Annotated in this window: 13 protein-coding genes; 6 read left to right on the top strand and 7 right to left on the bottom strand. The window is 65.6% G+C overall.

Translation table 11 applies throughout. The features are described from left to right. Positions 1-169 precede the first annotated feature (169 nt). Positions 170-601 carry a CBS domain-containing protein gene (locus tag L879_RS0106935; protein WP_027315471.1) on the top strand — a complete coding sequence of 144 codons (432 nt, stop codon included), beginning with the start codon at positions 170-172 and terminating at the stop codon, positions 599-601. Here the strand turns inward: L879_RS0106935 and L879_RS0106930 are convergent, their stop codons facing one another. The 4 genes from L879_RS0106930 to folE form a co-directional block, all read right to left on the bottom strand. Then, positions 602-1,612, bottom strand: a complete 1,011-nt coding sequence (locus L879_RS0106930; RefSeq protein ID WP_027315470.1) for a patatin-like phospholipase family protein — start codon at positions 1,610-1,612, stop codon at positions 602-604. A gap of 88 nt (positions 1,613-1,700) precedes the next feature. Next, complete coding sequence (locus L879_RS0106925; protein ID WP_027315469.1) at positions 1,701-2,855, bottom strand: MFS transporter; 1,155 nt, start codon at positions 2,853-2,855, stop codon at positions 1,701-1,703. A gap of 84 nt (positions 2,856-2,939) precedes the next feature. Further along, the gene (hisI, locus tag L879_RS0106920; protein ID WP_027315468.1) at positions 2,940-3,356 is read right to left on the bottom strand and encodes a phosphoribosyl-AMP cyclohydrolase; all 417 of its coding nucleotides are present in this window, start codon (positions 3,354-3,356) and stop codon (positions 2,940-2,942) included. Between the two features lie 8 nt (positions 3,357-3,364). Then, positions 3,365-4,000: a GTP cyclohydrolase I FolE gene (gene folE / locus L879_RS0106915; protein WP_027315467.1), complete on the bottom strand. Its 636-nt coding sequence runs from the start codon at positions 3,998-4,000 to the stop codon at positions 3,365-3,367. Positions 4,001-4,192: 192 nt separating this feature from the next. Here folE and L879_RS0106910 point away from each other — a divergent pair, with 192 nt between their 5' ends. The 3 genes from L879_RS0106910 (at position 4,193) to thrS (ending at position 7,111) form a co-directional block, all read left to right on the top strand. Beyond that, entirely contained in the window at positions 4,193-4,639 is a 447-nt protein-coding gene (locus L879_RS0106910; protein WP_027315466.1) for an iron-sulfur cluster assembly scaffold protein, read from the top strand. Then, the gene (gene yidD / locus L879_RS0106905; protein WP_169732744.1) at positions 4,636-4,968 is read left to right on the top strand and encodes a membrane protein insertion efficiency factor YidD; all 333 of its coding nucleotides are present in this window, start codon (positions 4,636-4,638) and stop codon (positions 4,966-4,968) included. Before L879_RS0106910 ends, yidD begins: the two co-directional genes overlap by 4 nt. A 130-nt stretch (positions 4,969-5,098) precedes the next feature. After that, a complete protein-coding gene (gene thrS, locus L879_RS0106900) occupies positions 5,099-7,111 on the top strand; it encodes a threonine--tRNA ligase (protein ID WP_027315464.1) in 2,013 nt (670 codons plus the stop codon). Between the two features lie 83 nt (positions 7,112-7,194). On the opposite strand, the gene L879_RS24220 is transcribed toward thrS, so the two are convergent. From L879_RS24220 to L879_RS0106885, 3 genes are all read right to left on the bottom strand, one after another. Next, positions 7,195-8,481, bottom strand: coding sequence for a CBS domain-containing protein (locus L879_RS24220; RefSeq protein WP_084020772.1), 1,287 nt, complete (start codon positions 8,479-8,481; stop codon positions 7,195-7,197). 107 nt (positions 8,482-8,588) lie between these two features. Next, positions 8,589-9,470, bottom strand: coding sequence for an RgsD C-terminal domain-containing protein (locus L879_RS0106890; protein WP_051435118.1), 882 nt, complete (start codon positions 9,468-9,470; stop codon positions 8,589-8,591). Positions 9,471-9,491: 21 nt separating this feature from the next. Continuing rightward, positions 9,492-11,936, bottom strand: coding sequence for a YfhO family protein (locus L879_RS0106885; protein WP_027315462.1), 2,445 nt, complete (start codon positions 11,934-11,936; stop codon positions 9,492-9,494). A 295-nt stretch (positions 11,937-12,231) separates the two neighbouring features. Here L879_RS0106885 and L879_RS0106880 point away from each other — a divergent pair, with 295 nt between their 5' ends. Both L879_RS0106880 and L879_RS0106875 read left to right on the top strand, forming a co-directional pair. Beyond that, on the top strand, positions 12,232-12,795 hold the full coding sequence (locus L879_RS0106880) for a nitroreductase family protein (protein WP_027315461.1): 564 nt from the start codon (positions 12,232-12,234) through the stop codon (positions 12,793-12,795). Positions 12,796-12,823: 28 nt separating this feature from the next. Beyond that, positions 12,824-13,432, top strand: coding sequence for a flavin reductase family protein (locus L879_RS0106875; protein WP_027315460.1), 609 nt, complete (start codon positions 12,824-12,826; stop codon positions 13,430-13,432). The last annotated feature ends 96 nt before the right edge of the window (positions 13,433-13,528 follow it).

Below are 13,528 nucleotides of genomic sequence, written 5' to 3'. Positions count from 1 at the left end.
CACCGAATGGCAAAAGCCGGTCCGGTTTTCTGCGCCCAACGATGCGCTAGTTGAAGGAAGAGAGCGTTGGACGGAACCGAACCGGCCATGCGGCCGGCATCCGGGACCGGCGCTCCGGCGGATGAAGAGGCTGACGGTCCTTCGCCATCCGCGCTATGGGAGGGAAACGATGAACGTCAATCGCATTCTTTCGCTCAAGGGCCGCGACGTCGCGACCATCGAACCTGAAAGGACGCTCAGCGAAGCGGCCAGGATTCTTTCCGAGCGCAGGATAGGAGCCCTTCTCATCATGGACGGCCGTAAGCCCATAGCTGGGATCATTTCCGAGCGTGACATCGTGCGCGCCGTCGCCACGCATGGCGCGGGCGCCCTCGACGAGCCCGTCTCGCGTTTCATGACCGAGAAGGTGACGACCTGCACCGGCCACACCTCGATCCATGACGTGATGGAGCTGATGACGCAGCAGAAGTTCCGGCATTTGCCCGTGGTCGAGGGCGGCCGTCTCGCAGGCATCGTCTCCATCGGAGACGTGGTGAAGCTGCGCCTCGAAGAGGTCGAGGCCGAGGCGCAGGCGATCAAGGAATATATCGCGACGGCCTGATCAGCGGGCCTGCGATTCCTGCAGCAGCTCCAGAATATCCGGCAGGGCGCGTTCCGTGGCCTGCCGGCCCAGGGCGATGCATTCCTGGGCCCTGTGGAACTCGAACAGCCCCATCTTGGCGAGCTTCGGCGCAATCATGATGTCCGGGGGATCGCCCGCGAGCCTGGAGCGGGCGATGCGGTCCTGGGTGATGTTGAAGGCATCGACCATGACCGTGGCGATGCCCGGCGCATTCGGCTTGCGCGGCTTGTCCGCCTTCGAGCCTGAGAAGATGCCCCACCGGCGGGGAGCTTCCTCGATGGCCTCCTCGATCTCCTGCTCGTCGCTCGTCTCCGCGTCGTAGGACTGGATGACGGTTCCGCGCACGCGCACCTCGCCGTTGAGGTTCACGCAGATCACCACATCCGCGCCCAGGGCGCGGGCGGCGGTGATCGGGATCGGATTGACCAGGGCCCCGTCCATGAGCCAGCGCCCGCCGATCATGACCGGATCGAACACCCCGGGAAGGGCATAGGACGCCCGCATGGCCTGGACGAGCGGGCCCCGGGTCAGCCAGATCTCATGGCCGCTCACAAGCTCGGTGGCGATGGTGCAGAACTTGACGGGCAGCGTTTCCACGCGGCGGTCCGTCAGATCCTGGTCGAGCAGGCGCTGCAGTCGCCCGCCGGCAATGAGGCCGGCCCCGCTGAAATGGAAATCGAGCAGTCCCATGACCCGCCGCTTGGTCAGGGACAGGGCGAAGGTTTCCAGCTCGTCGAGCTTGCCGGCCGCATAGCAGCCGCCGACGACGGCCCCGATGGAGCAGCCGGCGATCACGTCCGGAACGATTCCGGCCTCATCGAGGGCCCGGAGAACGCCGATATGGGACCAGCCGCGGGCCGCGCCGCCGCCCAGGGCCAAGCCGATCCGGGTCTTCGCCCGAGGGTCCCGCTCGACAGGGGGCCTCGTCGCCGCCACGTCTCCTCCGTCTCCTGAACCAGCGCTGCGCCGGGCAATCCCGTCCCACAACATAGATCGTCTCCAGGGCTTCCAGACCCTTCATGCCAGCTTCCCGTGAAAACGGCATGAAGAGCGCCCTCAAGTTTGAAGTAGGACGCCTTCAGGAAAACTGAACAGAAGAGCGCCGCAGAGCCTGCTGCGACATAATGATGATGACGCAGGCGAAGACGATCAGCAGGCCGAGCATGGCCCGCAGGCTGAACAGCTCCCCGCCGAAGCCGATCAGGGGCGGGCCGAGAAGGAGCCCGCCATAGCCGAGGGTGGCGACCATGGCCACGCCCACGCTGGGGGCGATCCCCTGCATCTGGCCGGCCGTGCTGAACAGGACCGGCACCGCATTGGCCAAGCCGATTCCGACGAGGGCGAAGCCGAGGGAGGCGGGCAGGGGCTGCGGCAGGATCATGGAGAGAGCCAAGCCGAGGGCGGAGAGCAGCCCGCCGAGCTGCAAGGTCCTGACGCGGCCAAGACGCCGAACGGCGAAGTCGCCCATGAACCGGCAGGCGGTCATCGTGAGCGAAAAGGCGGCGAAGCCCGCGACGGCGGCCTCCAGGCTCGCACCGGCGACGGTCCGGAGGTAGATCGCCGTCCAGTCCACCATGGCGCCCTCGACCATGAAGCAGAACATGGCGAGCACGGCGAGCAGGATCACGGGTCCCCGCGGCCAGGCGAAACCGTGCCCTTCCGTGTTCCTGTCCGTCTCCTCCAGCGTTCCGAAGGCGGCCGAGAGAAAGAGGAGGGCCATGCCCAGGCAGGAGATCAGCAGGGTCGGGACGATGCCCACATCGAGGGCGATGAGAAGGCCCGACACACCCGCCCCCGCCAGCCCGCCGAGGCTGAAGAAGGCGTGAAAGGACGACATGATCGCCGAACCCCAGGCCTTTTCCACCACGGTGGCGTTGGTGTTCATCGCGATGTCCAGGGTGCCGTTGCAGGCCCCCGCCAGCAGCGCGGCGGCGACGAAAAGGCTGAGGTTCGGGGCAAGGCCCGGAAGGAGCAGGGCCAGGGCAAAGCACAGAGCGGCGGCATTGGTCGTCGTCCGGCTGCCGAGCACGGCGACCGCCCAGCCGATCGCCGGCATGAGCGCCACGGCCCCGAGAGAGAAAGCCAGGAGCCCGAGGCTGAGCTGTCCGTCGGAGAGGTCGAGCGATGCCTTGAACCGGGGAAGCTGGGCCGCCCAGGTTCCGATGCCGAAGCCGTTGCCGAAGAAGACGGCGCTTGCCGCCATACGCCCGAGGAGAAGGTGACGCCCTGTCATGGGGCCCTTCCTATATCGAAGGGACCGAAAGGGCACCCGCAGACGGGAAGGGGGCAGCCCCTCATCCATGGAAGGCTGCCGCTCTCAGTCAACGACGAGACTGGGCTTACCCCCGGCGATCTCGACCTTGCGGTAGAAGCAGGAGCGGCGGCCCGTATGGCAGCAGCCGCCGTCGCCGGCGACCGTGACCTTGAGCAGCAGCGCGTCCTGATCGCAGTCGATCCGCATTTCCTCGACCGTCTGGATCTGCCCGCTGGTCGCGCCCTTGTGCCAGAGCTCCCCGCGCGAGCGGGACCAGTACCACGCTTCCCCCGTCTCGATGGTTTTCGCCAGGGCCTCGGGGTTCATGTGGGCGACCATCAGGATCTCGCCCGTGGCGGCGTCGGTGGCGATGCAGGTGATCAGCCCGTCGGCGCCGAAGCGGGGCGACAGGACGGCTCCTTCCTCCAGTTCGGCCTTGGAGCCCGGAGCCGGGAAGGGATTGGACGACACGGCGCTCATGAAACGTCTCAGGACCTGCCGTTCCGGATCAGGGTCAGGAAACGCACCTGTTCGGCCGGGTCTTCCTTGAAGATGCCCGTGAACTGGGTCGTCAGGGTCATGGCGCCGGCTTTCTGAATGCCGCGCATGGACATGCACATATGCTCGGCCTCGATCATCACGGCCACGCCGCGGGGTTCGAGAGCCTTCTCCATGGTCGAGGCGATCTGGGCCGTCATGGTTTCCTGCGTCTGCAGGCGCCTCGCATAGGCATCGACCAGGCGGGCGAGCTTCGAGAGCCCGACGACGCCCTTGGTGGGGTAATACGCCACATGCGCCACGCCATAGAACGGCACCATGTGATGCTCGCAATGGGAATAGAACGGGATGTCGCGTACGAGGACGATGTCGTTGTAACCCTCGACCTCGCTGAAGATCTTGTCGAGAATCTCGGACGTGTCTTCCCCGTAGCCGGAATAGAACTCCCGGAAGGCCTTGGCGACGCGTTTCGGCGTGTCCTGCAGGCCTTCACGGCTCGGATCGTCACCGGCCCATCGGATCAGGGTGCGGACGGCCGCTTCGGCCTCCTCCCGGGTCGGGGTCGCAACAGACTTGTCGGCGGCTGGATTCAGACGCGCGGACAGAGACTTGACGACATCACTCACGCAGAGCCCCTTTCTTGGTACTCGACTTTAGGAAGCTTGAAGGCTTCCGGCGTTTCCATCTTCCGAGCAGGCCCGGCGATCCTGGGCTGTCGCACGGAGTTCGGCTAGAATATGGGTTCGATACCCATATTCTGTATTAGATACCTATATAGAGTTAAAGGGTATATTCCCAATCGTAACGCCGCACACGTGATGTTGAACGAGATCTATAGCCGGCGCATTCTCGAACTGGCCGCCGATATCCCGCATCTCGGGCGCCTGTCGGACGCGGATGCGTCCGCGACCGCCCGCTCCAAGCTCTGCGGCTCGACCATCACGGTCGATGTGAAGGTCGACGGCGATGTGGTGACCGCCTTTGCCCACGACGTGAAGGCCTGCGCCCTGGGCCAGGCGTCCTCCTCCATCATGGGTCGCCTCGTCATTGGCTCGACGATAGGGGAGCTGCGTGACATTCGCGAGACGGCCATCCGTCTCCTCAAGGCGGGCGGGGAGGCTCCTGAAGGCAAGTGGGAGGAGCTGAAGGTGCTGGAGCCGCTGCGGGACTACAAGGCCCGCCATGCCTCCATCCTGCTCACCTTCGACGCGGTCGTGGACGCCCTCGACCAGATCGAGGCGCGCCGCACCGCGGACCGGGGATGATGCCGAGCCCCGTCCGGAAAGCCGCCCATTGGGCCATTCGCGGCTACCAGCTGAGCCTGTCCGGCCTCGTCGGCCGCCAGTGCCGCCATCTGCCGTCCTGCTCCGAATACACGGACGAGGCGATCCAGCGGCACGGCTTCTGGCCCGGGGGCTGGATGGGGCTGGCGCGGATCTGCCGTTGCGGGCCCTTCGGCACCCACGGGATCGATCTCGTGCCTGAAACATTGCCCGAGGGCGCGGCCTGGTATAAGCCCTGGGCCTACGGTCGCTGGCGGGGCGTCAACGCTCCCCCGATCTCCTGCGAGGCAGTCGAAACTGACGGCGGCTGACTTCGCTTTTCATCCAGCAAACCGTCGGCCCCGCTTACCTGCTCCGTTGGCAGGAGTGAGTTAGGAGAAATCTATGTCTACAATGAATCTGCTTCAGGGAACTTTTCCAATTGGCCAAACTAAGCCTGACATAGTCACCCTGACATTTCCCGATGGCGCCCAGCGCCAGTATGCCCCCGGCACCACCGGCCGCGAGATCGTGGAAGGCATCGCCAAGTCGCTCGCCAAGCGCACCGTTGCCATGGCGCTCGACGGCACGGTCGCCGATCTCGCCGATCCGATCGTGAAAGATGCCAGGATCGAATTCCTCAACCGCGAGGACCCGCGCGCGCTGGAGCTGATCCGGCACGATTGCGCGCACGTGCTCGCAGAGGCGGTGCAGGAGCTTTTCCCGGGAACGCAGGTGACCATCGGTCCCGTGATCGAGAACGGCTTCTATTACGACTTCGCCCGCAACGAGCCCTTCACGCCGGAGGACTTCCCGGCCATCGAGGCAAAGATGCGCGAGATCATCGCGCGCGATAAGCCCTTCACGAAGGAAGTGTGGAGCCGCGAGAAGGCCAAGACGGTGTTCGCCGAGAAGGGCGAGGCCTACAAGGTCGAACTCGTCGACGCGATCCCGGAAGGCCAGGATCTCAAGATCTATTTCCAGGGCGACTGGTTCGATCTCTGCCGCGGTCCGCACATGACCTCGACCGGCAAGATCGGCAACGCCTTCAAGCTGATGAAGGTGGCGGGTGCCTATTGGCGCGGCGATTCCAACAACGCGATGCTCACCCGCATCTATGCGACCGCGTGGGCATCTCAGGAAGACCTCGACAACTACATCCGCCAGCTCGAGGAAGCCGAGAAGCGCGACCATCGCCGCCTGGGCCGCGAGATGGACCTGTTCCACTTCCAGGAGGAGGGGCCGGGCGTCGTCTTCTGGCACCCGAAGGGCTGGACGGTGTTCCAGGAGCTGATCTCCTACATGCGCCGCCGCCTGAAGGGCACCTACCAGGAGGTCAACGCGCCGCAGATTCTCGACAAGGCCCTGTGGGAGACCTCCGGTCACTGGGGCTGGTATCGCGAGAACATGTTCGCGACGCAGACCGAGGACGACCGCGTCTTCGCGATCAAGCCGATGAACTGCCCCGGCCACGTGCAGATCTTCAAGCACGGCCTGAAGTCGTATCGCGATCTGCCGCTGCGCCTCGCCGAATTCGGCAACGTGCACCGCTACGAGCCGTCGGGCGCATTGCACGGCCTCATGCGCGTGCGCGGCTTCACGCAGGACGACGCGCATATCTTCTGCACGGAAGAGCAGATGGCCGATGAGTGCCTGAAGATCAACGACCTGATCCTCTCCACCTATGCCGATTTCGGCTTCGAGGAGATCGTCGTGAAGCTCTCGACACGGCCCGAGAAGCGCGTCGGAACCGACGAGATGTGGGATCATGCGGAAGACGTGATGACCCGCGTCCTGAAGCAGATCGAAGAGCAGTCCGGCGGGCGCATCAAGACCGCGATCAATCCGGGCGAGGGCGCGTTCTACGGGCCGAAATTCGAGTACGTGCTGCGCGACGCCATCGGCCGCGACTGGCAATGCGGCACCACGCAGGTGGACTTCAACCTGCCGGAGCGCTTCGGCGCGTTCTATGTCGACGCGGACGGCCAGAAGAAGACGCCCGTCATGGTGCACCGCGCGATCTGCGGCTCCATGGAGCGCTTCGTCGGCATCCTGATCGAGCATTTCGCCGGTCATTTCCCGCTCTGGCTCGCGCCGGTGCAGGCGGTCGTCGCCACGATCACTTCGGAAGGCGACGATTACGCGATGGAAGTGGTGCGCGCCGCCGAGGCCGCAGGCCTGCGCGTCGAGGCCGATCTTCGCAACGAGAAGATCAACTACAAGGTCCGCGAGCATTCGCTGGTGAAAGTGCCGGTGCTGCTCGTCGTCGGCAAGAAGGAAGCCGCCGAGCGCACGGTGTCCATACGACGCCTGGGAAGCCCCAACCAGCAGACCATGTCTCTCGACGAGGCCTTGAAGGTCCTCGCCGCCGAGGCCGTCACCCCGGACCTCAAGCGCGCTGCGAAGGCCGTCTCGGAACCGGAAGGACACGCGACCCTCGACGGGCATCACGTGGTCGCGCGGACGATCGCTTAAGATCTCGCGCGAGCTGTTTAAAAAAGTCGGCGCTTCTGATGAGGAAGCGCCGACTTTTTCGCTTCAGGCCGGGAACGCGCCTGTCATTCGCTCTTCTGCCGCTGACGGCCCGTCTGTCCGCTCGCCGCAGCGGTCTCCCCGCCCGCTTCCGTGCCGATGGCACGCAGGTTGTTCTGCACGTGGGTCACGCCCGAGACGGAATCCGCGATGTCCTCGGCGCGGCGCTTCTCGTGGCGGTCGCGGACAGTGCCGGTGAGGGTCACCTCCCGGTTCCGCACCTGTACCTCGATCTCCGAAGCGTCGATCATGGCATCGTCCGTCAGGCGCTCGTTGATGTCCTCCAGGATGCGCTCGTCCGAGCGCTCGTAGCCCTTCGGCCCGCGGCCCCCATGCGCACCCCGGCGCACCTCGCCGCGGCTCGCCGTGGCGTCGTTGCCGAAGCGGGTGTTGCCCGGGCCCATGCCGTAATTGCTGTGGTCGCGCCGCTCCGTCACCAGGCTCCAGGTGCGCTCGCGATCCTGCATGCGGCGCTCGTCCTCGTTGCTGTCGTCCCCGGGATGCGCGTATTCGCCCGTGATGGTCGAGACACCGTAGCGTCGGGGCTGACGATCGCGCATGGAAAAGCCGCGCCCGGCATAGGGATCCCCGTAGCTTTGATAGCCCTCGCCGCCGAACCCGCCGCGCATGCGCGCGTCGCGGGCCCTCTCCTCGCCGGGATGGCCAAAGCTGCCGAAGGCGGCGCGCACGTCATCCTCATCCCGGAAACGGAACCTCTCTCCCTCCCGTCGGTGACGAAGATGGACCGGCGTATGGGGCCTGCGGGGATAGCCCCAGTCTCCCTCTTCCAAAGCCTGTCGGCGCGCCAGTTCCTGTCTTTCCTCCTCCGTCAGGCGAGCCTGTCCGCCGCGCCGCGCCCGGTCCGCGCGGGCGCTCGTCGGCGTGCCAGAGCGGTCGGGCTCCGATGGGATGGAGATGCGGTGAAGCGCATGGGAGGCGTCTTCCTCGCTGTCCGTCGCCAGATCCCCGAGCGCCACGATGCCGACCAGGTGCTTGTCGCGGTCCACCACGGGCAGGCGGCGGATCTGATGGTCGCTCATGAGCTGAACGATGTGATCCAGGTCGTCGTCGTCGAAGCACCACCACACATTGTCCGTCATGATGTCCCGCACGCGGGTCGTATCCGGCGGCAGGCCCGCTGCGGTGGCCCTGACCGTGATGTCCCGGTCCGTCACCATGCCGCGCAGGCGGCGTCCGTCGCAGACGGGCAGGACGCCGACATTCATCTCATCCATGAGCCGCGCCGCCTCCTGGATGGTCCGGTCTGGGCTCACAATGCGCACGTTGCGGGTCATGATCTCGGCGACTTTCATGAGCTTTTCTCCTGCAAGGTCACGCCTTGGGAGTTCGGGCTCATGCGCGGCGCGACCGGTGACTGGCGACCGGTCAATGCCCCGAGGGCGCAAAAGGTTCGGTTGTCTTAGCGAGTGACGATCACTTCGATGTCCCGGTCCAGGCCGCTCTCGACCTTGAATTCCCTCGTGTAGACCTTGCCCTCGTGGCGCGCGATCAGGACGTACTCGCCCTCGGCGAGGGTCACGGACGGGAAGGCGCCGATGGCCTCGCGGATCACATCGCCGCCCGGGGTTAGTACGCTGAAGGCCGTGCCGGCGAAGGCTTCGCCGCCGGCGGAGGCGACGAGCTTGAGGGTCACGGTCGCCGCGCGATGGTTCATCGTCGCCTCGGTGACGCGGCCGGATTCCACCTTCAGGTCGCTGCGCATGATGGCGTTGGCATCGCCATAGGTGGAGACCACGTGATAGGTCCCCTCAGGCAGGCGGATCATGTCGTTGGCCTTGGCGTCGGCGATCACGAGCCGCCCTTCGGAGTTCTGCGGCTCCGGCACATAGACCGAGAAGGTGAGGCGGTTCGCCGGAATGGGGCTTCCGCTCACGGCGCCTTTCAGCTGAAGCGCGCCCGCGTTGATGGCGAGCCGCTCGTTGAGGTTGCCCCGCTGGACGCTGATGCGCTTCGAGGCGCTCGCAAAGCCATAGGCCACGTGAATGATATAATTGCCCGGCGACAGGCTGAAGCTCGGCGAGGGGCTCGCGGAGCGGGCGACGATGGTGGGCTGGGAAGCGTCTCCCCGATCTTCGTAGATGCGCCAGACAAGGCCCGAGCGGATCGGCTCGTTGCTTCCGGCAAAGGTCGCCGCGGCATTCAGCGTCACCTGTCCGAGCGAGATCGGCGGCAGGTTCTGCGACATCGAGGGCACGGCGGGCGATTGGGCCCAGGCCGCGGAGGTGGCGGCAAAAGCCAGAATGCCGAAAAGAAAGAATGTCTGTTTCACGAATGCTGTCATCAATCGAAAAAGAAAAGGCTCTCAGCGAAGCCCGGGCGCGGCCGCGGTCCGGATGGGCTCATCCTCGCCTTTTACCAGTTCGGAAGCCGCCGTAACCAGATTTTCGAGGGACATCGGACGGAAATGGAACTCGACGCGGTGGTGCCCCGGTCCGATCTCGACGCTGCGGAACAGGAGGTTGGCGCGCAGGATCGGGCGGCGCTCGCCATCGACCCAGGCCTCCCAGCCCGGATAATGGATGTCATGGAGCACGAGAATGGCGTTCTCGCCGCTCTCGACCTCCAGGGTGACCGAGTTCCTCTGGTAGCTGACGATGCGCGCGCTTCCCTTGGCCGTTTCGGGAGCGGCACCGGCCGGCGCGTAATGGCCCTTGAGCAGGGGGAGGCTCTCCTGGTCGATCAGGACCTCCGTTTCGCGGTTGAACTCGGGCAGTTCGTCCTGACCGAGCACGGCCTCCGAATCCACCGGGCTCACGTGATGCGCCACATAGGCGCGCGGGCCGGAGGCATTGAGACGGTAGATCCACATCCGCCCGGTCCCGTAGACCACTTCGGCATCCACCAGGCGCGGGAAGTGGTGAGGCAGCTTGTCGGCAGGGCGGTCGAGGACGATGTAGTCGAGCCCCAGAAGGCTCGCGAGTTCTGACTCGTAGCCTCGGAAGCTGGTCGGGAACCGGCGCAGGTTGGGATCCTCCGCATTCTCACCCGGACCGATGGCCCGCTCATAATCGGCCAGGCGCAAGGGGTTGTAGCCGATGATGTCCTCGATGCCGAGCACCATGGAGGCATTCTGCCAGGCACCCTTGAGACCGAGGATCTCGACGCGGGGATATTCGCCCTGGGCATTGCGCTCGGCGATTTCCCGCTTGAGGATCTGAAGCCCCTGGAGCTGCTCGGGGGGCAGCTTCGTGAACACCGTGTAGCGCTCGGCAGGCTCGGCATTGAGGGCGGATGCGGCATGGCGTCCGATCAGCTCCGCGCCGGTCAGAGTGACCAGCACGAGGGCCATGGCCGCCCGCCAGCGCGAGGTGCCGCTGAACTTCACGACGGCGACCATGACGATGCCGGCGGCGGCAAGGCTCGCCGCGATCTCGCTCAGCGCAGGATAGATGTGCCCGCCCTTGACGGCGAAGGCGAGGGCGCTCGCTGCGGCTGCGATCACGAGGCCGAGCGCGAGCACGGGCAGGAAGGCCCAGAGCCTTCCCAGCGATGCGCGGCTCCAGCGCGGCATACCCTCGATGGCGTAGCGGTGAACGAGATAGCCGCCGGCAAAGGCGAGCGCTATGTTGACGAGGAAGGTGGCGTCCGCGGGGCGGCGATAGAGGTTCACGCCCGGCATGTGATCGAAGACGATCTCGAAGCCCGGCGTGTAGCGACCCAGGGCGTAAAGCAGGGCGGCGATCCCGACGACGAGAAAGAAGCGGAACTCGCGGGCGAAGAGACGCCCGCCGGCGATGCCGTGCCAGAGCAGCAGGAGGGCCGGGACGGTGCCGATGAACAGGTAGTTCGTGGCCCGGTCCGTCCAGGTGCCCTCCGACAGGCTGTGCCAATCGGGGCCCCAGTAATCGTAGGTCCAGCGCAGGGAGCCGAAGACGTTGCCGAAAAGGATCGTCGCCAGGCTCTCCGGAGGGAGGGAGCCCATGGCGGCGACCCCGAAGCCGAAGGAGGGGCGCGTCGAGGTGGCGAGGAACTGCATGGTCAGGACGACCGGAACCGCCATCAATGCCCCCCCGAGAAGGCCCATGGTCGCCAGAAGACCCAGGCGTGACTTGAGGTAGGCGAAGGGTTGCCGGTCCGTCCCGATCCTGTGGGCCGCGACCCCGATCAGGGTCAGGGCGCAGAGGAAAGCCACCTGATCGCGGCCGATGACCATTAGCACGGCGCTGAGGACGAACAGAATGCCATACCGGTAGGAACGGCGGTCAAGCGCCTCTTCCAGGAGCCAGAAGGCCAGCGGGAAGAAGCCGTAGCTGAAGATCATGCCCGTATGCTGGAGGCGGGCCGTGGCGGAGCCGCCGAGCATGAAGACCAGGGCGGCCGCCACCGCGCCCGCCGGATGCCAGCCCCGGCGAAGGAAGATCGGCACGAAAGCCAGGGCTCCCGGAAGGAAATGGGCGAAGACGACCGCGTCGAACAGCTGCATGGAAGGTTCGGGAACGAGCCACCCGAACAGCAGCATGGTGGGGGTGAAGAGCAGGGATTGCGGATCGGCCGCCGAGGGGTGGCCGCCGAAATGGTATGGGTTCCAAAGGGGCAGTTCGCCATGGGCGAGGGAGGCCCCCAGATAGCGCAGGGTCGGATAGAACTGGTTCTTCGAGTCCCAGGGGACGACGGTTCCGGTCAAGGGCCAGATGGAGGCCGCCAGGGCCCATGCGGCCAGGATGAGGGCAAGGGCGAGAAGCGTCTCTCGCCGTGTCCAAGCGGACGGCGGGGAGGGTTGGTCTGATCCGGACAAGGATGTCGTCATGGCTCTCAAGCGGCGTTGCGCCCCTTCATCTCGCCCCGATGCGTGAGCCTTCGACCTGCCTTCGCATGCCGCAGGGTTCGCCGCGGGTTGAAACCTGCTTGGCGTGTGACCGCACTCCCCCTATACATCCGCTGCTGTTTCTTCTGTGGCAGCGGCCCGCTCCAGGAACGCCCGCGCTTCACAAGCGCAACAAGGCGGCGAGACGATGGCAGGTCGTTGCCAGCCTTGCGCACAGCCCTCGTGAGCGTCCATCTGCTTTCATTGTTCCATATTATTCAAGCCGGATGAAGATCCCATGAATGACAGCCTTTCCCGCCTTCTGCAGCGCCGTTCCGTCCCTCCGCGCTGGCTGGGTGAGCCGGGACCGAGCGAGCAGGAGATCGAAACCCTCCTGAAGGTCGCCTCCCGGGTGCCGGATCACGGCAAGCTCGCTCCCTGGCGCTTCATCCTGATCCAGGGCGAGGCCCGCCAGCGTCTGGGGGAGGTGCTGGCGAAGGCCTTCCAGGCGGACAATCCCGATGCCGGTTCCGAGAAGGTGGCTGCCGAGCGGGAGCGCTTTTCCAGCGCGCCCCTGGTCGTCGCCGTGGTGTCCCGGGTCGTTCCCCATGTGAAGATCCCGGATTGGGAGCAGGTTCTCTCGGCCGGCGCCGCCTGCATGAACCTTCTCAACGGCGCGACGGCCCTCGGCTACGGTGCGTCCTGGCTGACCGGCTGGGCCGCTTTCGACCGGCGGGTGCTGGATGCCCTGGGGCTCGAGCCCGGCGAGCGGATCGCCGGCTTTGTCCATATCGGCTCCGCCAAGGAGACGCCGACCGATCGCGACCGGCCCCGGCTCGACGACATCGTGACGCGGTTCTGAGATTTCCTCTTCGCCGGAAGCCCTCCTCATGTTCTACGAAACCTCGACCAATGCCCACGGGCTGCCGCACGATCCGTTCAAGGCCATCGTCACGCCCCGTCCCATCGGCTGGATCAGCGCCATGAGCGCGAAGGGGGAGGTGAACCTCTCGCCCTATTCCTTCTTCAACGCCGTCTCAGAACGTCCGCCCATGGTGGCGTTCTCATCTGCCGGAAAGAAGGATGCGCTGACCTTCATCGAGGAGACGGGCGAGTTCGTCTGCAATCTGGCGACCTACGACCTGCGGGAGAAAATGAACCTGACTTCCGCCGTTCTGCCCCGGGGTGAGAACGAGATGAAGCATGCGGGCCTAGAGCCGGCTCCCTCCCGGCTGGTCAAGCCGCCGCGGGTTGCGGAGTCGCCGGCGGCCCTCGAGTGCAAGTGGCTCCAGACCGTGCCGCTCATCCCCTTAGGCGGAGGAGAGCCGTCCTATTATCTCGTGATCGGTCAGGTCGTCGGCATCCATATCGATGACCGCTACATCGTGAACGGCCTCGTTGACACGGCCGCCATGCGGCCCATCGCCCGTTCCGGCTATCGCGATTACTTCGTCGCGACGCCCGAGACGAAGTTCTCGATCACGCGCCCCGGCAGCTGAGGCTCGCACGACGGTTGGCGGGATCGCGCATGATGAAATGAAAACGGCCTGCGATGGGGAACCATCGCAGGCCGTTTCAGTTCTTGGCTTTTGTCA

The organism is Microvirga flocculans ATCC BAA-817, from assembly GCF_000518665.1.
Taxonomy (GTDB): Bacteria; Pseudomonadota; Alphaproteobacteria; order Rhizobiales; family Beijerinckiaceae; genus Microvirga; species Microvirga flocculans.
The sequence above is the reverse complement of the archived record's forward strand: the minus strand, read 5'-3'. Positions and strand labels throughout refer to the sequence as shown.

Excerpts from the sequence above, each read along its gene's own strand:
- L879_RS0106935 (WP_027315471.1), top strand. The coding sequence starts at position 170 with ATGAACGTCAATCGCATTCTTTCGCTCAAGGGCCGCGACGTCGCGACC.
- L879_RS0106930 (WP_027315470.1), bottom strand. The coding sequence starts at position 1,612 with ATGTTGTGGGACGGGATTGCCCGGCGCAGCGCTGGTTCAGGAGACGGA.
- L879_RS0106925 (WP_027315469.1), bottom strand. The coding sequence starts at position 2,855 with ATGACAGGGCGTCACCTTCTCCTCGGGCGTATGGCGGCAAGCGCCGTC.
- hisI (WP_027315468.1), bottom strand. The coding sequence starts at position 3,356 with ATGAGCGCCGTGTCGTCCAATCCCTTCCCGGCTCCGGGCTCCAAGGCC.
- L879_RS0106910 (WP_027315466.1), top strand. The coding sequence starts at position 4,193 with ATGTTGAACGAGATCTATAGCCGGCGCATTCTCGAACTGGCCGCCGAT.
- yidD (WP_169732744.1), top strand. The coding sequence starts at position 4,636 with ATGATGCCGAGCCCCGTCCGGAAAGCCGCCCATTGGGCCATTCGCGGC.
- L879_RS24220 (WP_084020772.1), bottom strand. The coding sequence starts at position 8,481 with ATGAAAGTCGCCGAGATCATGACCCGCAACGTGCGCATTGTGAGCCCA.
- L879_RS0106890 (WP_051435118.1), bottom strand. The coding sequence starts at position 9,470 with ATGACAGCATTCGTGAAACAGACATTCTTTCTTTTCGGCATTCTGGCT.
- L879_RS0106885 (WP_027315462.1), bottom strand. The coding sequence starts at position 11,936 with ATGACGACATCCTTGTCCGGATCAGACCAACCCTCCCCGCCGTCCGCT.
- L879_RS0106880 (WP_027315461.1), top strand. The coding sequence starts at position 12,232 with ATGAATGACAGCCTTTCCCGCCTTCTGCAGCGCCGTTCCGTCCCTCCG.
- L879_RS0106875 (WP_027315460.1), top strand. The coding sequence starts at position 12,824 with ATGTTCTACGAAACCTCGACCAATGCCCACGGGCTGCCGCACGATCCG.